A 19,152-nucleotide genomic window follows, 5' to 3' on the forward strand; every position below is an offset into this window, starting at 1 on the left:
CCTGCCTTAGCGGTAGTACAGGTTCCAATCCTTTAATTTACGTGTATAGTGATGAAAACGTTTCTGTGTGTTTCTGCAATTATAACCCTGTTTCTAACTGGCTTTTTACCTGCTCCTGGCAAAAAAAACGTCTCGCTGTTTGACGGCAAAACTTTCCGGGGGTGGGAGGGAGATACGGTAAACACCTGGCGAATCGAAAACGGTGCCATTGCTGCTGGTCAACCCGGCCAGATGGTCCCGCATAACGATTTCCTGTGTACCACGCGCAGCTATGCCAACTTTGTGATGCGGCTAAAAGTCAGGCTGACGGGCACGAAAGGATTTGTCAATGGGGGCATACAGTTTCGCAGCAAACGACTCACGAACCCGCCTTACGAAATGATCGGCTATCAGGCCGACTGGGGACCCAAATACTGGGGGAGCCTGTACGACGAATCGCGCCGGAAGGTAACGCTGGTCCAGCCCGATTCCGTGCAGATGGCCAAATGGGTCAAAATCAACGACTGGAACGCCTACGAGATTCGGGCCGAAAATCGTCGTATTCGGTTGTATATCAACGGGAATCAAACGGTCGACTATACCGAATCGGATGAAAGTATTCCACAGTCGGGGTTGATCGGTTTGCAAATCCACGGAGCTGGCATAACGCAGGTTGCCTACAAAGATATTACGCTCGACGAACTTCCCTGACAATCAATAAGTATACTGAGTTTTCTGTCATTCCGACGAAGGAGGAATCTTCGGAAATATAAAAACAGCTTCATCCAGAAGATTTCTCCTTCGTCGGAATGACAGAAAACTCAGAAGAAGTCAAAACAACCATCAAACTATCAGTTACAGTGATGCTGCTAAATACCATGAAAAATAAGTTCTGGATTACCGTCATCATCAGTCTCTTTTCAATACTGTTTATCGCGGCTTATCGGGACTCTGGTAGCTCCGTTGCCATTTCGCAGGAAGACCCGTTCGAAACGCCCCGTACGGTTAGCCAGACGCCCTCTAGGGTTCCGCTTTCGCCCCTCGAAAGCATGAAGACGTTCCGGCTACCCAAGGGGTATCACCTTGAACTAGTTGCCAGCGAACCGATGATTTCGGAACCAGTGGCGCTGGCCTGGGATGGCAATGCCCGCTTGTATGTGGCGCAAATGGAAACATACATGCAAACCGTACTGGCTACGGGCCAAAGCCAGCCCCGAAGCCGGGTCATGCTGCTGGAAGACACCAATGGTGACGGCAAAATGGATAAAAGTTCGGTGTTTATCGATCACCTGTTGATGCCCCGCGCCATTCTGAACGTTGGCCATGAATTACTCGTCAATGAAACGGACTCCTACGACATTTATGCTTATCAGGATACCAACGGTGATGGTAAAGCCGATAAAAAAAGACCTGTCTTTCAAAGCAAACGGAAGGCGTTTGGCAATGTCGAACACCAGCGTAGCGGGCTGGACTGGAACCTGGACAACTGGATATACGAAACCATCGATCCAATTCGGTATCGGTACAAAAACGGTGTTTTGAAAGCCGATACCTTACCTAATGCCGCCGGTCAGTGGGGCCTGACTCACGACGATTACGGACGGGTGTTTTTCAGCCGGGCGGCTGCTGGCATTGCGGCTTCCGGTTTTCAGATCAATCCCGCTTATGGTCAGCTCGATTTCCCCGATGCGTTTGAGGAGGGATTCAATCATGTTTGGTCAGCGATCAAAACGCCCGATGTGAACGGTGGTCCAAAAACATTGCGCCCCGACAGTACCATGGCCGATTTTACGTCGATCTGTGGGCAGTCTGTTTTTCGGGGCGACCGGCTGCCGGCCAGTATTTTCGGAGATTATATCGTAGCCGAACCGGTTGCCCGGGTGATCCGCCGGGCCAATATTCAGAACAAAGATGGCAAAGTGTTGCTGGCCAATGTCTACCATCAGGACGAGTTCATCTCATCGACCGATATGAATTTTCGGCCCATCAACACCTATACGGGGCCGGATGGCTGCCTGTACATAGTAGATATGTATCGGGGCATCATCCAGGAATCGACCTGGGCACAGCCGGGCAGTTATCTTTACGATCAGATCAAAACAAAAGGATTGGATAAGAACATTCAGCGGGGCCGAATTTATCGGCTGGTCTACGATGGCCTGAAGCCCGGTCCGGCTCCGAAACTATTGAGCGAACCGACTCGTAAACTGATCACCTATCTGGCACATCCCAATGGCTGGTGGCGGGACAATGCCCAAAAAGAAATCATTGTCCGGAATGATAAGTCCGCGGTGGCATTGCTCAGACAAATTGCTCTGGGCCAGAAAGGGATACTAACCGAAAAACCATCAACCCTTACGCGTATACATGCATTATGGACGCTGGAGGGCCTGGATGCCCTTGATCAGGCAACGGTACTGACTACGCTTGGCGACCCTAATCCGGAGGTGCGCAAAACGTCGGTATGGCTCAGTGAACCCTGGCTCAAAAAGAATGATGCCCAAGTGCTCGACAAACTGGAGTCGCTAAAAAACGACGGGAGTTACGATGTTCTTTCGCAACTGGTGTTGTCCCTTTCGTATAGCAAAACAGCTAAGGCAAAAGCCATTGCGCAATCCGTTCTGGTCGCTCATGCTGATCACGTCGTGCTAACGGGTATAGAGCGTACGTTGAAAAAAGCGGAGGAAATCCGTAAAATAGGTAGTAGTCGGCTGGCGGCTTTGAACCCGGCCGATCGGCAGCTGGTGCAGGAAGGCGCTCAGATTTTCACCGCCCTCTGTGCTGCTTGCCACGGATCGCAGGGTGAAGGAACACCCTCAAAAATTGCCCCCCACCTGGCCGGCAAATTCAAACTGCTGGAAAATCGTGACGAAGTCATCAAGATCCTGCTTCAGGGGTTGACGGGCCCCGTTGAGGGCGTTACGTATCATGAACTCATGCCACCCATGGGTACCAACAGCGACGAATGGATTGCCTCAGTACTTACCTATGTTCGGCTGGAGTTGGGTATGCAGAGCTTCCCGGAAATGTCGTCGGGCTACATGAATAACTTCGTTATCGTTAAGCCCGAGCAGGTCAAAAAGATTCGTGAACAAACTACCAGCCGGACAAAGCCCTGGACCTGGGACGAGTTGCTCAAGGAACGCGATCTGTTGCGGCAGAGCAAAAAGTAAGTGTCCTGCTAATCTTAAGCTGCTAGCCAACCCACTCTAAGCTATAATTGACAATAAGTCTTATAATTCACTTTCTGTTTCATCGACTTGACGCTCATCGTTGACCAGGTCAGTGCTCTCTGGCTGCTTGGGGCATCTACGTGCTAGCTCTTTATCCGCTTTTACTAATTGGCTTTTACTATTTTGCTCATTACCGTACAAATTAGTTCGAATCCACAAATAGTTGGAAATAGCATAACAGCAATCCAGGCAATTGGTTAGTTGGGTTCCAATGGGCGTTTTGCTATAATTCCAGTCTTTACCTTTCAGGGCAGCATCATAGCCAATGGTCAAGTGTTTATCAACCATATTGTAGTGGGGGCGAAGGCCGTACTGTATATAGGCTTCAATATTTGAATAGGCAGAATCTGAGGTGATATTTCTAACAATAAGCTGCGTATTTTGGAGCTGTATATTCCATTTCATATAGGCTTCGTCATAAAGGTTTTTTCGCTGCTTGATTTCTTCCAGACCTGCCTTTCGTTTTAACGATGAAGCTAGAAAACTAGCCGTTGTGTAGCGCTCATACATCAACTCTGAGATTTTTGTGACTGCCGCTAATCCCGACTCCTGCTTTGCTTTGATTTGTTCGAGTCGTTTCTGCGTCTCTAATTCGCCACGCTTGATACTATTGGTCAATATATCGCCAACTCCCCATGTAAGTAAAAAACCCAGCAACAGCAACGTGATTGGATGCGCACTCCATTTTTCCCAGCGGCTTTGTTTAGGCTCCTCTACTATTTTTCTAACGCGTCGTCGGAGTTCTTCATCGCGAATCAACCGGTTCAACGGATCTATTTCTTGCATAGCCCAACCTACTAAAAATAGTAATTAACTCGGGGGCAATTTATTAAAAGGTGAGCTAAGGCATGGATTGTTTAGTAAGTCCAATTAGGCTCAGGTCAACAGCCCGGATTTGAATTGGGGACTGGCCACTAGTTCGGAAGTTGTTGTAAATTCTTGGACAATGGCTGGTTGCCTAAAGCCAGCTGGATTGCGGCAGAAGTGCCTGTCGGAAATTCTGTCCAATCCAGTTGCCAATCATCTGGTTTCAGTAAGCGGTCCGCCAGTAGCTTTTAGGCTACCGGCGGACAAAGTATCAACGGCTCAACGTTGTCTAAGCCGGGTTGAACCAGCACGCTTAATGGATGCATTCAGTGATAAGATAGCTGGGGTGACTTATTTATTGTACCGGCGGTAAGCCTCAGTAAACAGGACTTTACTGCTGAAAGTATTCGATCTTGTCGGCATCGGTGTTGTTGTCAAAAGCGTCTTCTGGCGGAAGTAATCGATGGCATCATCGGCCGAGCTTACCGACAGCCGCCCTTCCAGAATACGAGCGTACATACATTACCGAAAACAAGAATACAATCGATGGCCTGGCACCCTTCTGGTTGTGCTGAGAACACGGGGCTTAGCTACGGCCAAAATTGGCCCAGATTGTCAGGAAGGAGTTAACACAGATGTACCAAATGCGGCCACAGATGTTCCCTTTTAGGCTTGTAAGGGGTTTCTCAGCCTATTGTCTATCCGTTCTGTTGGTGGGTGCGGGCAAATTCTCCGGGCGTTGAGCCATAAAGCTCCCGGAAGCATTTGGCGAAGTAAGACAGATTCTCAAAGCCGACACGCATGGCTGTCTCCGAACTGTTGAGCCCCTGACGAAGCAGCTTCGTGGCTACTTTTAAGCGGTACGTACGGATCAGCTCATTGGTGGAAAAACCCGTCAGAGCTTTGACTTTGCGGTGAAGATTAGTCCGACTCATGGCCAGTTCGTCGATCAACTGATCGACATTCAGCCGGGGATTATCCAGATTGGTGTCCAGCAGGGCATACAGTCGAATCAGAAAAGGGTCTTCGGGCAACGCAGGTTCGTTGGCTGGGCCAACCGCAGTCAGTGTCTGCTGAAGCCACGCCCGTTGCCGCCGACGCTGCTCGAGTAGGTTGTGCACCCGGAGTCGTAGTTCTTCTACGTGAAAGGGCTTGGTCAGGTAATCATCGGCGCCCAGGGCAAGGCCCTCCAGACGGTTCTCAATGGTCACCTTTGCCGTGAGTAGAACCACCGGAATGTGGCTGGTCCGCAAATCCGTTTTTAGTTTACTACACAGCGCAAACCCATCCATTTCAGGTTCGGACCGTCCAGTCCCGGACTGGACGGGCATCATCACGTCTGAGATAATCAGATCGGGCTGGTAGTCCAGGGATTGTTCCAGTCCATCCCATCCGTTGACTGCCCGACGGATACGGTAAGCAGCAGGCAGGCTTTCGGCAATGAAATGAGCCAGCTCGTCATTATCCTCCACGATCAGAATCCGGGGTACGTCAGTTTCGCTGTCCGACGAAGCGGACGCATCTATAGGATCCGGCTGAAGTGGCTGATCCACATCGGCCGGATCGCTACTGGCGGCTACCTGCTCATAGGGTAATGTAACGACAAAGACACTTCCTTTACCGACGGTACTTTCGACTGCAATGGTTCCCTGTTGCAGGTGAATCAGCTCTTTCACCAGGGCCAGACCAATACCCGTTCCATGTTGGTCGGGGGAAGAATACCCCGCCTGACTCGGCCGTAATGTTCCGACTGGTCCGCCGTCGCGGGGGGACTGCGTATCACTGGCCTGATAAAAGCGGTCGAAGATATGAGGCAACTGGCGCGCAGAAATGCCAATGCCCGTATCGGCTACGGTAAGTTGAATCCCGATGGCCAATGGCTCGAGCGAAACAGTTATCGTTCCGACTGGCGTAAACTTTAGGGCATTGGCTGTCAGGTTATAGACGATACGTTCGAACTTTTCCACATCAAACCAGTAGCTACCCCTTACCGTCGAATGAAAGGACAGGGCGATCCCCTGCGCGGTGGCCTGTTCGGTAAGTGGTTGCAGCCAGTGTAAAACGCAGTTCGTCAACTCTCCGCGGGAGGGATTGACGGGCATAACGCTGGCTTCCAGTCTGGACAAATCCAATAGCTGGTTAATCAGTCGTAGCAGTTGATGCGCGTTTTGTTCAATCGTCGTCAGCCGACGGCGCACGCGGGGTTCGAGGTCATCGCCCATGAGCTGTTCGGTAGGAGCCAGAATCAGGGTCAGGGGCGTGCGGAACTCATGGGTAATATTGGCGAAAAATCGGTTTTTCATCCCATCCAGCGCCCGTAGCTGCTGGGTTTCGTGTTCTTTCAGGCTCATCGACTGCTGCAACCTGAGTCGGTTGACGTAGTTTTTAAACAGCCCATACCCTACACCCGCGACCAGACCAGCGTAGAGGATGTAGGCCCACCAGGTTTCCCACCAGGGCGGGTCGATACGAATCGTCAGGCTTCGGATGTGTGAACTCCAGCGGCCCGAAACATTAGAGGCATTCAGCCGTAGCGTATACGTTCCTGGCCTCAGCCCCGTAAAGACCGCTTCCGATCGGCGGCTCTCCACCCAACTCTCGTCCAGGCCTGCCAGTTGGTAGCGATAGCGATTCTTGGCTGGTTTGTTAAACTGTAAAGCAGTAAATTCAACTGTCAGAAAATTCTGGTGATAGGGCAGGGCTAACTTAGAAGTTGCCTGGAGCGGCTGTAGCCCCAAGGGCGAGTTTGGCCCCGGCAAAACGGGTTTGTTATTGACGAAGAGCGTCGTCATTTCAACCCTTGGCTGGAAGGTATCCGCTTTGATCTGACCGGGGTTAAAAGCTGTAAGGCCCTCCAGCCCACCCATCAGTATGCGGTCGTCGGGCATATGCAGGAAATGGAACCGGTTGAACTCATTGGCCAGGATCCCGTCGTCGGTGGTGTAGGTCTGGATTGCCAGCGTGCGTCGGTTCATTCGGGCAAGGCCTTTATTGGTGCCCATCCACAGATCGCCGTGGTGGTCGGGAATTACCGAATAGACGACATTGTTGGGTAAGCCATCGGCCAGCGACAGCCGCTTAACCAAACCCGTTTTTTTATCGAAGCGGCAAAGTCCGCTGCCGAATGTGCCAATCCAGAGCCAATCCGGATTGTCGGGGTCGGTGGCCATGCAGAGCAGCGAGTTACTACTTAGCGAAGCCGGATTACCACGAATGTTCGTATACGTTTTGGTTTGTCCATTGCTGCGGTCGACACGTAGCAACCCGCCGGAAGATATACTTATCCACAACGCCTGTTCATCCACAGTTAACATCTGGAGGGCCTGATCCTTCCGATAAGGGATGCGGTAGGGAAGAGAAAGCCACTGGCCATGTAACTCATCGAACCAATACGCTGTCTGATCATAAAGGGCCCATACCCGCCCCGCCGGATCAGTGGCCAGTGGACAGGTTACCGGGCCAATAATGCCCGTGCGGAACTGAATCGGAAAACGAATCGGAACCGTTTTTTTTTCTTTAATGTCGATTCGGAACAGATCGGAGGATCCGGTATTGTACCAGAGTCGACCCTGTTTATCGAAGGTATAGCGAAAGTTATAGCTCGTTAAGCCGGGATAAAAGGGCGGAATCGCACCGGAGGGCAGGTTGAGCCAATTGCGCATGATATCCGGGACAAAACCTGTCTGGTAGCGGGCGGTCTCGAACGGCTGGGTGCGCAGATCGTATTTGCGTACACCCGCCCCCGCTGTACCAAGCCAGAGCACATCCGACTGGTCGATAAATGCACACAAGTACGCATCCTGGGGTTGGTTACTGCCTGGATCGAGTAACCGAACGCCCTGTTCCTGGGCAAAGGAAAAAATCTCCGTGTTCCGGGCAAAATAAACGGTGCCATGCTGATCCTCCGCAAAATGTGAATAGCTGACCATGTGAATGGGGGCCGGAAGCGGATGTTTTTGAACTTGACCGGAAGTCGGTTCAACAACAAGCAGCCAACGATCCGTAGCCACCAGTACATCCCCAGACGGGCGAACCCAGAGCCCTTTTGGAGACGTTTCCAGGTCTGAAGGATTTAGATAATGGCGAATTGCGTGCGTTTTTTTGTCAAAACCATCGAGCCCGGTCCTGGTCAACGCCCAGATCGTACCTTCCCGTCCCTCCTGGATATCCACAATGGTATTGTCACTGAGTGACTGAGGCTGATCAGGCTGATACCGGTAGTGTTGCAACCGACGGGTAGTCAGATCAAGACAAATCAGCCCTTTATCCGATGCCGCCGTCCAGAATCGGTTCTGCTGATCAATACAGAAGCGATTCAATCGAGTCGAGAGAATAGGCAGTTTACGAACCGGATTCGCTACCCGGCTCGTAAACTGCTCCGTAACCGGATCAAATAGATCTACATCACCCCGTTCATTGGATATCCATAGGTTACCTTGCCTGTCCAGATGAAGCAGGGCAACGTCGGCCGATGACAGGGAAGGCCGGCCATCGGGATCGGGCTGAAATACCTTGAAGCGGCTGCCATCGTAGCGGCATAAACCGTCACGGGTACCCATCCAGATAAACCCCTGTTTGTCCTGTATAATGGTGGGGACAAACGCCTGCGGCAATCCCTGCCGATCGGTAATGCGTTCGGGCTGGGGTAACATCTGGGCACGGACATTCACCAGATGAATCAGACAATAAAGAAACCAGACTCGAGTAATTTTAGAAGAGGCAGTCCCTATGTGAGCAAAAACCATCGATTAAGTGGATAGAACCCTGTAATTTACGTGGCGGCTAGCTATACGGCAGCGGCACGCCGTCGTGGGACCGTCCTGAATGTAGCATGTAGCATTCCATCAGGGCTTTGTCAAGGAGGTGGCAAACCTGTGCCAATACGTATGACCGTGCTAAATTTTGCCGGTAACTCGTGCATTTATTTCCCTTACAGAAGCGGCTTCTGCCGTTAGCGAGTTGGCGCTTCAGTTTAGGGATCGGTAGTCATTGGGTGTAACGCCTACTTTTTGTTTGAATAAACGACTGAAATGCTGGGGGTATTTAAAGCCCAATTCGTAGGCAATGTCACTCACCGATTTATTCCTGTCGAACACGCGCTCTTTGGCCACATCGATCACTTTGGATTGAATGTAGTCCTGAGCCGATCGGCCGGTTTCTTTCTTCACCAGGTCCCCAAAATAGTTGGGCGATAAATGCAGGGCTTCGGCGCAATAAGCGACGGAAGGCAAACCTGCATACTGCGGTTTATCGGATGAAAAATAACCTTCCAATACGTATTCAAACCGTTCCAGGATTCCTTTGTTTGCCTGGTCGCGCGTAATGAACTGGCGGTCGTAAAAACGGATGCAGTACTTGAGCAGCAACTCGATGTTGGCCGCAATCAGTCCTTTGCTGTGCTTGTCTATAGTTTGATCGAGTTCATACTCGATTTTTGAGAAGCAATCCATCACAATACGCTTCTCTTTATCCGACAGGTGAAGCGCTTCATGGACAGCATACGAAAAGAACGAATAATCCTGCATATGTCTGCCCAAGGGAGTGCCGGTTATCAGGTCGGGATGAAAGAGCAATGTCCAGCCTTTGGGGGCAACTAGTTCAACGCCGGGTTGCACCCCTACCACCTGTCCGGGTGCCACAAATATCAGACTCCCTTCCTGGTAGTCGTAGTGCCTTCGTCCATAGCGCAATTGGCCATTGTTCCCTTCTTTCAGCCCCACCGCATACAACCCAAAGTTGAATGACCTGGCGGGCATCGGTTGCGCTTGGGAGAGGTCAATCACCGTCACCAGCGGATGTTGGGTCGGTACGCCCCGCATGGTATTGTACTGCGCGATGCTGCTGATTTTCACAATCTCTTCCATGCCTTCTTGGTTTATCAGGACAAACTTACAGGTTCCGGCAAGTCCTTTTTATCCCGGCCTTCTCAATCAGTAATAATGGTAGAGAAACCCGTAATCTGTATACAGGATGGCTCGCCCGGCCGCCACAATTTTGCAGCTCAAAACATCTAACATGAAAACACGACAAGTAGGAATCTCAGGATTAGCCGTCTCCGAACTTGGTTTCGGCTGCATGGGGCTAAGCCACGGTTACGCGAACCAGCCGGATCGGCATGAAGCTATTCGCGTGTTGCGCGACGCCGTGGAACAGGGTATTACCTTCTTTGATACGGCCGAGGTGTATGGCCCTTACACCAACGAAGACATTGTGGGGGAGGCTCTGGAGCCGTTCAAGGGCCAGGTGGTGATCGCCACCAAATTTGGATTCAGGAATGGATCGAACGCTGAACTCGACAGTCGCCCGGAAACCATCCGCAACGTGGTAGAGGCATCACTCAAGCGCCTGCGCATCGATACGATCGACCTCCTCTACCAGCACCGGGTGGATCCGGCCGTTCCCATGGAAGATGTGGCTGGCACCGTGAAGGATCTCATTGCCTCGGGTAAGGTGAAGCACTTCGGGCTATCCGAGGCTGGGGTCGTAAACATCCGTAAAGCTCACGCCGAGCAACCGGTGGCGGTGCTGCAGAGCGAGTACTCCCTTTGGTGGCGCGAACCCGAAGAAAAGGTTTTTCCCGTACTGGAGGAGCTCGGGATCGGTTTCGTGCCCTTCAGTCCACTGGGCAGAGGCTTTCTGACCGGCAAACTGAGTGCCGATACGGTCTTTGCGAAAGAGGATGGCCGGAGTTACTTCCCCCGTTTTCAGAAAGAGGCCATGGAAGCTAATCAGGCCTTTGTGGCTGTTCTCGACCGCGTTGCGACGGAGAAGGGAGCCTCCATTGCGCAGGTGGCGCTCGCCTGGATCCTGGCCCAGAAACCATGGATCGTTCCGATCCCGGGTACTACGAAATCGGAACGTGTGAAGGAAAATATCGGCGCGGTGGCTCTGGAGCTTTCTCCTACGGAGCTAAGCACGATCACCCAGGGCGCAGCTAGCATCGAAGCCAGGGGCGGCCGGTATCCGGAAAATCTGGACAAGGTGATAGACCGGAAAGCGTAGACGATTGTAGGATCGACCCGATGGCAATTTCCATCAAGACCGGTAGCTGGCTCTATTCGCAGAGCCGACTACCGGTTTTGTACCCAAGCCACACTAATACCGGCAGGCAGTTGAGGTAGCGTTGCCACTAACCTGTTACCACAAGGGAAGTGCCCAGGCATTTCTCCAGCGATAAGAACGAACAATGGCGCCGAAATTCCGCAGGTTGGCTTCGGCGTTTACCCGATTCTAGTCTCGAGACTACTGAGATGGTGCGTGAGGCACTTGGCTCGGCTTTTAAACCTCATGGCCGTGTATCACTTTAGTATATACGCTTGTCCAGGCTGGGTCTCAAAATCCTGTACCAACCCTTTTGGCGCTGGATTGGCAACGGAGGTTGCCGTACGATTGCCGGTGGATTCGGTTGGGTTGATAAAGGAAAATAAGGGGTTGGGGTTCCGACCGGTTGCCGGAGACGCCTTTGCATTCATTATCACTACTTCGCGATTTGTCCGCACTCGGCACAGTCCGCCCAAGTCCGACCGAATGACTGCGTTTTTTAATTTGCCATTCTGCCACTCCAGGTCCACCTCGAAACCTCCCCGCGTTCTCAGACCAGAAACTTTGCCATTGGGCCAGGCTGCCGGCAGGGCCGGCAGCAGATAGATTTCGCCGGCGTGGCTCTGAACCAGCATTTCGACAATGCCGGCGGTGGCACCGAAATTTCCATCGATTTGGAAAGGAGGATGCGCATCGAATAAATTCGGATAAACACCTCCACCCACCATCTTCGTGTTCTCTTCCTTCACCAGGTGCAGCAGATTCGTGAGCAGCGCATGGGCCTTATCGCCGTTTTGCAAACGGGCATAGACGTTTATTTTCCAGCCCATCGACCAGCCTGTCGCTTTATCGCCCCGGCGTTCCATGGTTTTGGCCACTGCTGCGCTCAGCTTTGGGGTGGTGTTGAGATTGATTTGATTCGATGGGTGAAAGCCGTATAGATGAGAGATATGCCGGTGTTCCTTTTCGCCATCCTCAAAATCGAATTGCCACTCCTGCAGTTGCCCATATTTACCGATCTGATAGGGAAGCAGCTTAGTCAGTTTCGATTTTATATTGGTGTAAAGAATCGAATCCGGCGTGCCTAATCGATCCGATACCTCAATAAATCGCGCGAATGACTCTCGTACGATGGCCATATCCATCGTTGGCCCTGGGCTCAAGGTTGATGATTTGCCGTCATCATAGTGGAACGAGTGCTCCGGTGAGTGGCCAACCGGCGTTACCAGGTAGCCGTCCTTATTCGGCACCAGCCAGTCCTTGTAAAATAAAACGACTCCTTTTAGCAAAGGATACACTTTGTTTTTCAGAAAGACTGTATCCCCCCGAAACAGGTATCGTTCCCAGTAATGGCTGGTCAACCAGCCGCCAGCCATCGGCCAGAAGGAGCAGTGGCAGTAGTCGACCGGTTCGGTATGCCGCCAAATGTCGGTGTTGTGATGCACCACCCACCCTTCATTTCCATACATAGCTCTGGCCGTAATCGCTCCGTTGACGGCCAGTTCGTTTATCGCTTTTAGGAAAGGCTCATGACATTCCGATAAATTAGTCAGCTCAGCGGGCCAGTAATTCATCTGCGCATTGATATTGACGGTATAAGCGCCATTCCAGGGAGGAATAATTTTATCGTTCCAAATGCCCTGTAAGTTCAATGGCTGCCCACCCGGCCGCGAGCCTGCGATCATCAGATACCGCCCAAACTGATAAAGCAACCCAATCATCGACTGATCTTTGCCATTGGTAAACATACTGATTCGTTTATCCGTGGAAAGACGCGACTGTTCGCTAAAGCTGCCTATCTGAATCTGAGATCGGTTGAAAAGTTTCTGATAGTCAGCCTTGTGCGTATTCAACAAGTCGTCGTACGAGCTGCCCCTTACCAGGGTCAGGTACTTCTGGGTGGAATCGGCCGGGTTCAATCCATGCGTTACCGGGCTTTTGTCGAAGCCATTGAAACTGGTAGCGCAGGTCAGCACCAATAAGACCTCGCTGGCATCATGAATGCTGATTTTTTGCTCGGCTACCTGAACCGTGCCGCCCTTATGAGTAGCCTGTAAGCGGGCTTCGAACGCCATGCCCAATCCATTGGCATCATCTCCGTAAAGCACGTCAGCCGCGTTGGGCAATACGGACCCGTCTTTAGCAAACACTTCAGGATATTTGTACTGATCGCCTATTTTTTGTACTCCTTTCAGGGTTCTACGGAGCACAAAACCCGGTGCTTTTCCAGTCATGACCAATTGATTACCGGTCGTTGAATAGGCGGCTAGTGGTTTGTGGGGCGTCGAAAAACTAATCTCGCCATTGAGTTTTTCGACGCCCTCTGCCGATAATTTGATGACGATGATGCGGTTAGGATAACTGGCAAAAATTTCCCGGCGGTAAGTCGTTGTATTTACCACGTATTCAACCCGTGAGACCGCCGTGGACAAGTCGAGCGAACGACGGTAGTTCGTAACGGAGCCGGTATGGGTAAATTTCATCCATAAGTCGCCGAGTGGCTGGTAATCCTGATGATTTCGGCCCAGCCATTCGGCGTCCACGATAGTTTGTGCTTCGTTGTACTTTCCTTCTTTGAAAAGCTGATCGACGTCTTTGAATTTTTTCCGCACGTCGATGGCGGTGAACGTGCCGGTTGGATCGCCGGAATAAAGCGTTCCTTCATTGAGTTGCAAATGTTCCTGCTCAACACCGCCGTAGATCATGGCTCCCAGATGACCGTTACCAATCGGCAGGGCCTCGGTCCACACGTTGGCGGGTTTATCGTACCAGAGCGTAAGGTCCTGACGGCTCGTAGGATTGCTGGTTTTACCCTGAGCCAGCACTACGTTCGCCCAAAGCAAGGCCGCACTAATAAGAAATACGTTCATTCAACTAAAGAGAGGAGTGTAAGTGAAGCCTGCCGAATAATGCCATTCAGCAGGCTGGATTCATACCAGGCAACCGTTAATTATACCCCGGATTTTGCTCAAGGGTAGCGAATACATTCCGGTTGATTTCGCTGAATGGAATTGGCCAGAGATTGTGGTACGGTTCAATGCTCAAGCCAGCCTTCTCATTGTATTTTTTGTTCCGATCATACAGTTTACCCATTCGGGTGAGCGTAACCATTCTGAACTCTTCCCCGTAGAGTTCCCGCATCCGTTCGTCAAGCAGAAAATCAATCGTTACGTCAGCAGCCGTGATAGGCGTGGCTTTGGCTCTGGCCCGTATTATGTTCAAGTCGTTCGCAGCACTGGCCGTATTGCCCTTCATGATGTAGGCTTCCGCTCGTAAGAAGTAGGTTTCGGGTAACCGGATCAAATAATTATCCCGGAATAAATCGCTGCCATTGATCAACAATCGACCACCCAGGGGCGATGAGAGCACATTGCCAGCGGCATCGCGTTGAAAGTACGCGTCTGGAAAATCGCCCGCTGAAATCGTATTTTTCTTCAGGATGGGATACCAGTAGCGGATTGTATCGATAAAGCCCGTCGCTTTTGCTTTGTAGCCATCTTTGACGTACCACTTGCCGTAATCAGGTGAGGTGGAAGGAACAGCATCGATCTGAAAATCCCGAATGATATTGTATTCCGAATTGCGGATGTCGTCTTTTCCGCTATTCCACATGCCGTACAATACGAACGAAGTTGGCCGTATCCAACCGACTCCGCGACCCGACCATTTTTCGTTCGGTCCTTTTACTGCCGCAACCGTTTTGCCATCTACCGATGATTTAATCGTTATATTCTGAATCCCCGACATGACGGCCCATTGCATAGCGTCGCGCTGGGTAGAAGCCAGATTCAGATAGTCGGACTGAATCACGTACAAACCCTCCCGGTTGCCGCTGGCGCGGTTTTGATTCCCCAGTTCAAACAAATCGCGATATACATCGCCGGGGTTAGCCCTACGAGCCCCGAAACGGGTCGTCATCAAACCAACGCCGGGGTAGTTGATGACCTGCGTTGCTGTGGCTATGGCGTCGTCGTAAGCCTTCAGTGAAATATACACCTCAGACAGAATATGCTGAGCAACCTGTTTATTCACGGCCCCGTCTTTTACCGCATCAATATTGGGGAGCGACGTGATGGCTTCGATCAGGTCTGTTTTACACTGCGTGTACACCTGATCGCGGGTAGCCCGCACCAGGTCTCTACGCGGTACGCTGATTTCTTCCGTTACCAGCGGCACACCGCCATACAGATTAGCCAGCATGTTATAGCCCCACGCTCGGAAAAACAAGCCCTGCGCTTTGTACAGATTTTTGTCGGCATCTGATAGTTTGGTAGATAGCTTAGCCCGGTTGATAACTACGTTGGCGTTGGCGATGATCTGGTATACGTTCTGCCAGATTACCTGCGGTACGTTATAGGTAGGGACCATCGTATTCTTATAATCGTTCAGCTTAACGGCCGGCTGGTAGTCTGTGGCATTAACGGCAAAATCCGTAGCGTAGCGCAGCGCAAAATACGAATCGAGGTCAATACCGCCGAAGGCAATGTTCCGCAGCCGATTGTGTAAATAGTTGATCGACAACTGAAACTGAGCACTTGTTTCCAGCGAATTATCGGGCGAATAAAAGTCCAGCGGTTCCTCTTTCAGGAATTCGTCTTCCTTACAGGAGATAATAAGACTCATGCCGATCAGGAGGATCAAACTGTAAATAAGTATATTTTTCATCGCGGTAAGGGGATTAAAATTCGATGTTCAGGCCAGCCGTATAATTCCGTAGGAACGGATAAGCAGACCGGTCCAGGCCGGTTCCCGTTTCTGGGTCCCAGCCATCCCAGCCGGTGAGAGTGGCCAGGTTTTTGCCATTCAGGAATAGTTTAACCCGGTTCAGCTTAATTTTCCGAATGAGCGTCTGAGGCAGACTATAGGCTAAGGTCACATTCTGGAGCCGGATAAAGCTGCGCTGTACGTAGGGAGAGAACGTTTCACCCAGGGCCACCGTGTAGAACCCAAGCTGCCGATAGCGGGCGTTGGGATTTTCGGGGGTCCAGTAATCAAAGTTGAAAATGTTGCCGTTTGAGATGTTATCCGGATTGGGCAGTGTACTTCCTGGCTGGCCGTAGTAGTACTTACTACCACCCTGAATGGAATTAATAAAGAAACTGAACTCCCACGATTTGTACCGGAAACTATTCTGAATACTGAAGCTGTAGGAGGGATCCGTGTAGCCCAGGATCTTACGGTCGGCCGCTGCGGTGTAGGTACCATCGCCGTTAATGTCTTCTACTTTATAGGTGCCGTAAGTAAATCCGGCCGGTATTCTGTTGGCTTCGGCATCCGCAACCTGCCACATCCCCGTAATGTTGAAATCATACGCAACGCCATACGGGTGGTTGATAAAGATCTTGGAGGATACCAAATCGTCTTCCACACCATCTTTGTTGGCATCGATACCCAGAATGCTGATTACCTTGTTGCGGTTGCGGGAGAAGTTGACGGTAACATCCCAGCTAAAATCTCCCTTCTGCACTGGCCTGCCCGATAAGGTCAGTTCCTGACCCGTGTTTTTGAGCTTACCTATATTGGCCGGGCTACTGGTAATACCATTCACAACGGGCAGATCAACGTTGAACAGCAGGTTGTAGGTATTGGAAATATAGGCATTGAAACTACCAGACAATCGGTTCTTGAAGAGCGCGAAGTCAAGCCCGAAATTGAATGCCCTGGTCGATTCCCATTTTAGATCATTATTGGCCAGCGCGCTTAGGTACTGCCCCTGCTGGGCAGGGGCTCCATCGCCGTATAGATAACCGCTGGCTACGTTGGCCGTTATTTTGGCCAGCGTTTGATAACGACCGATCGTTCGGTTGCCGCTAATTCCGTATGAAGCCCTGAATTTCAGTTCATCCAGAAATGGAGCCCGATCTTTGATGAATTTTTCCTCACTCAAGGCCCAGGCAACGGCTATCGAAGGAAATACCCCGAATTTATTGGTCGTACTAAAGCCGGAAAAACCATCCCGCCGAACTGTACCCGTTACAATATACCGATCGTTGTAATTATAAATCAGACGGGCCATCGAATACAGGCTCGCTTCTTTCCAGGCCGTTGATGTTGTCGTCTGCTGGGCGGCCTGGCCCGCATCTAATTTATTGAAGCCCAGAATGTCGTTGGTAAAGAACGCTGAATACGCTCTGGTACTGTCGAACGATCGTTTTTCAGTGCCGTATAACAGGGTTGCATTGACCGAATGCGGTCCGAACGACTTCTGATACGTTACAATATTGTCGAGGGTAGCCAGGTATTGCTGTGCATTGGCCTTAAACGCTTCCCCGTTAAAATTCTGGCCGAACGAGCTGAAGTTGTTGTTCCGTTTCTGAATTAAATTCTGTGAGAAATTCAGTCGGTAGCTCAGCCCTTTGACGAACGGAATATTGATGTCGGCGAACAGTAGACCAAAAAGCGTACTTCGTGTCTCCTGATTCGTCTGCGCGATTTGCAGTAGCGGGTTTACGCGGGCGCCATCCGGCAGGCGGACCAAGGCCCCGGTGGCATCATAGGGCGCTAGTTGCGGCACCTGAAACTGCACATCGTCGAGACTGGGTGCGGCTCCCGAATAGTCACTCAGTCCGTAGAAAGACTGAATTCCTAATTTCATCCAGCTGGTCACTTTCGTGTCCAGGTTAACCCGGAAGTTGTAGCGTTTATAGTCATCGTTCTTTACTACATTCTGCTGCTTGGTATATCCCAGCGAGAAGAAGTAGGAGCTTTGCTCGGTCCGTCCGCTAATACTCAGGTCATTACTCGAAATAAAAGGCCGTCTGTTGGTCAGCAGTTCCCACCAGTTTGTGTCTGTTCCGTTCTGCATGCCCGCCAGCACTTGCGGACTCACGTATTTGGTAACATCGAAGGTAGGATTTGCCTGCAACAGACCAGCACCGGTGCGGCTGAGCGATATGTACCGGTCTGCCTTCTTCCGAAGAAAGCCAGCCGCATCGTCGGGCAGCATCGCTTTGTTGGTAATTTCCTGTAACGAATAAGACGAGCTGAATTCGACGGTTGGCTTTTTGGTGGCCTTACCAGTTTTCGAGGTGATCAGGATAACGCCGTTCGAAGCCTGTGAGCCATACACAGCAGCAGCACTAGCGTCTTTCAGCACGTCGACGGAAGCAATATCATTTGGGTTGATATCGACTATGCTGCCCCGATAAATAATACCATCCAGTACGATCAGCGGAGCCGTACCGCCGGATATGGAGTTACGCCCCCGAATGCTGATAGCCGGATCCTGACCAGCTTGAGTGGTTGCGCCTACGTTTAGGCCGGGTACTGATCCCTGCAAGGATTGCAGAATGCTCACATTCGGCGCTTCTTTAAACGCGTTGATATCAGCTCTGGCTACCGCTCCGGTAATGTCCCGCCTTTTGGCCGTACCATACCCAACCACGACAACCTCATCGAGCGATTTGTCGTCCTGCCTGAGTGTAACGGCAATAGACGAACGATTGCCTACCGTTATTTCCTGGGGAGCGTAACCTACAAACGAAAAAATAAGCACTGCGTTTTCGTCGGGAACACGGATCGAATACCGACCATCCACATCGGTGTTCGTTCCTTTTGTTGTCCCTTTTACCAAAATACTTACCCCAGGCAGCGCTTCACCTTTCTCGTCAACAACGGTGCCGGTTACCGTAATATCGGCTGGAGCATCTCCTGTCGGCTTGCTTTCGGTAGTCTGGTACGCACTTTTCTCTGACCCATTTTCAACAGGCCCCGGATTGAGGATCACTTCATCGGCATCGACCCGATACTCGATTTTCAATGGGGTTAGTAGGTCGTTCAAGACCTCGCCCAGCGCCTGATTGCTCGCATTGACCGTCACCTTTCGCTCGGCATGTATCAGGGAAGAACTGTAGGTGAATCGGACGTTCGTCAGTTTGCTCAACCGGTTGAGAACCGTCTTAATGGATTGATTAGCGATCTGGAGCGTTACCCGGCGGGTAAGCAGTTCCTGCGCATGGGTATTGTGAGCCATAGTGAGGCTCGTAAAGACCAGTGCGATCAGAATCTGATATAGAGTTAGTCGCATAAATGTATACAGTAACATACACGGTGGATGTAGAATTGGCATAGTGTTACAGGGTTTGAGGTTTAG

9 protein-coding genes are annotated in these 19,152 nt (G+C 51.1%); 3 read left to right on the plus strand and 6 right to left on the minus strand.

What is annotated here, in order from left to right:
* Window positions 1-51: 51 nt before the first annotated feature.
* Together ACYVC2_RS15010 and ACYVC2_RS15015 are read left to right on the plus strand one after the other, a co-directional pair.
* Window positions 52-690, plus strand: coding sequence for a 3-keto-disaccharide hydrolase (locus ACYVC2_RS15010; RefSeq protein ID WP_461103265.1), 639 nt, complete (start codon window positions 52-54; stop codon window positions 688-690).
* Between the two features lie 167 nt (window positions 691-857).
* Window positions 858-3,152 (plus strand): DUF7133 domain-containing protein, encoded by a 2,295-nt coding sequence (locus ACYVC2_RS15015; RefSeq protein ID WP_461103266.1) that lies wholly within the window; start codon window positions 858-860, stop codon window positions 3,150-3,152.
* 60 nt (window positions 3,153-3,212) lie between these two features.
* Here ACYVC2_RS15015 and ACYVC2_RS15020 read toward each other — a convergent pair whose 3' ends face one another.
* The 3 genes from ACYVC2_RS15020 to ACYVC2_RS15030 all read right to left on the minus strand — a co-directional run bounded on the left by ACYVC2_RS15020 (window position 3,213) and on the right by ACYVC2_RS15030 (window position 9,883).
* Window positions 3,213-3,998: a hypothetical protein gene (locus ACYVC2_RS15020; RefSeq protein ID WP_461103267.1), complete on the minus strand. Its 786-nt coding sequence runs from the start codon at window positions 3,996-3,998 to the stop codon at window positions 3,213-3,215.
* A 719-nt stretch (window positions 3,999-4,717) separates the two neighbouring features.
* On the minus strand, window positions 4,718-8,689 hold the full coding sequence (locus tag ACYVC2_RS15025) for an ATP-binding protein (RefSeq protein WP_461103268.1): 3,972 nt from the start codon (window positions 8,687-8,689) through the stop codon (window positions 4,718-4,720).
* 297 nt (window positions 8,690-8,986) lie between these two features.
* Entirely contained in the window at window positions 8,987-9,883 is an 897-nt protein-coding gene (locus ACYVC2_RS15030) for a helix-turn-helix domain-containing protein (RefSeq protein WP_461103269.1), read from the minus strand.
* A gap of 151 nt (window positions 9,884-10,034) precedes the next feature.
* Here ACYVC2_RS15030 and ACYVC2_RS15035 point away from each other — a divergent pair, with 151 nt between their 5' ends.
* Window positions 10,035-11,021, plus strand: coding sequence for an aldo/keto reductase (locus ACYVC2_RS15035; RefSeq protein ID WP_461103270.1), 987 nt, complete (start codon window positions 10,035-10,037; stop codon window positions 11,019-11,021).
* 296 nt (window positions 11,022-11,317) lie between these two features.
* Here ACYVC2_RS15035 and ACYVC2_RS15040 read toward each other — a convergent pair whose 3' ends face one another.
* From ACYVC2_RS15040 to ACYVC2_RS15050, 3 genes are all read right to left on the minus strand, one after another.
* Window positions 11,318-13,930: a glycoside hydrolase family 95 protein gene (locus tag ACYVC2_RS15040; RefSeq protein ID WP_461103271.1), complete on the minus strand. Its 2,613-nt coding sequence runs from the start codon at window positions 13,928-13,930 to the stop codon at window positions 11,318-11,320.
* Window positions 13,931-14,006: 76 nt separating this feature from the next.
* Window positions 14,007-15,725 (minus strand): RagB/SusD family nutrient uptake outer membrane protein, encoded by a 1,719-nt coding sequence (locus ACYVC2_RS15045; RefSeq protein ID WP_461103272.1) that lies wholly within the window; start codon window positions 15,723-15,725, stop codon window positions 14,007-14,009.
* A 13-nt stretch (window positions 15,726-15,738) separates the two neighbouring features.
* On the minus strand, window positions 15,739-19,086 hold the full coding sequence (locus ACYVC2_RS15050) for a SusC/RagA family TonB-linked outer membrane protein (protein ID WP_461103273.1): 3,348 nt from the start codon (window positions 19,084-19,086) through the stop codon (window positions 15,739-15,741).
* Window positions 19,087-19,152: the final 66 nt, after the last annotated feature.

The sequence above is a fragment of the Spirosoma koreense genome (genome assembly GCF_054777875.1).

Excerpts from the sequence above, each read along its gene's own strand:
- ACYVC2_RS15010 (WP_461103265.1), top strand. The coding sequence starts at position 52 with ATGAAAACGTTTCTGTGTGTTTCTGCAATTATAACCCTGTTTCTAACT.
- ACYVC2_RS15015 (WP_461103266.1), top strand. The coding sequence starts at position 858 with ATGAAAAATAAGTTCTGGATTACCGTCATCATCAGTCTCTTTTCAATA.
- ACYVC2_RS15020 (WP_461103267.1), bottom strand. The coding sequence starts at position 3,998 with ATGCAAGAAATAGATCCGTTGAACCGGTTGATTCGCGATGAAGAACTC.
- ACYVC2_RS15030 (WP_461103269.1), bottom strand. The coding sequence starts at position 9,883 with ATGGAAGAGATTGTGAAAATCAGCAGCATCGCGCAGTACAATACCATG.
- ACYVC2_RS15035 (WP_461103270.1), top strand. The coding sequence starts at position 10,035 with ATGAAAACACGACAAGTAGGAATCTCAGGATTAGCCGTCTCCGAACTT.
- ACYVC2_RS15040 (WP_461103271.1), bottom strand. The coding sequence starts at position 13,930 with ATGAACGTATTTCTTATTAGTGCGGCCTTGCTTTGGGCGAACGTAGTG.
- ACYVC2_RS15045 (WP_461103272.1), bottom strand. The coding sequence starts at position 15,725 with ATGAAAAATATACTTATTTACAGTTTGATCCTCCTGATCGGCATGAGT.
- ACYVC2_RS15050 (WP_461103273.1), bottom strand. The coding sequence starts at position 19,086 with ATGCGACTAACTCTATATCAGATTCTGATCGCACTGGTCTTTACGAGC.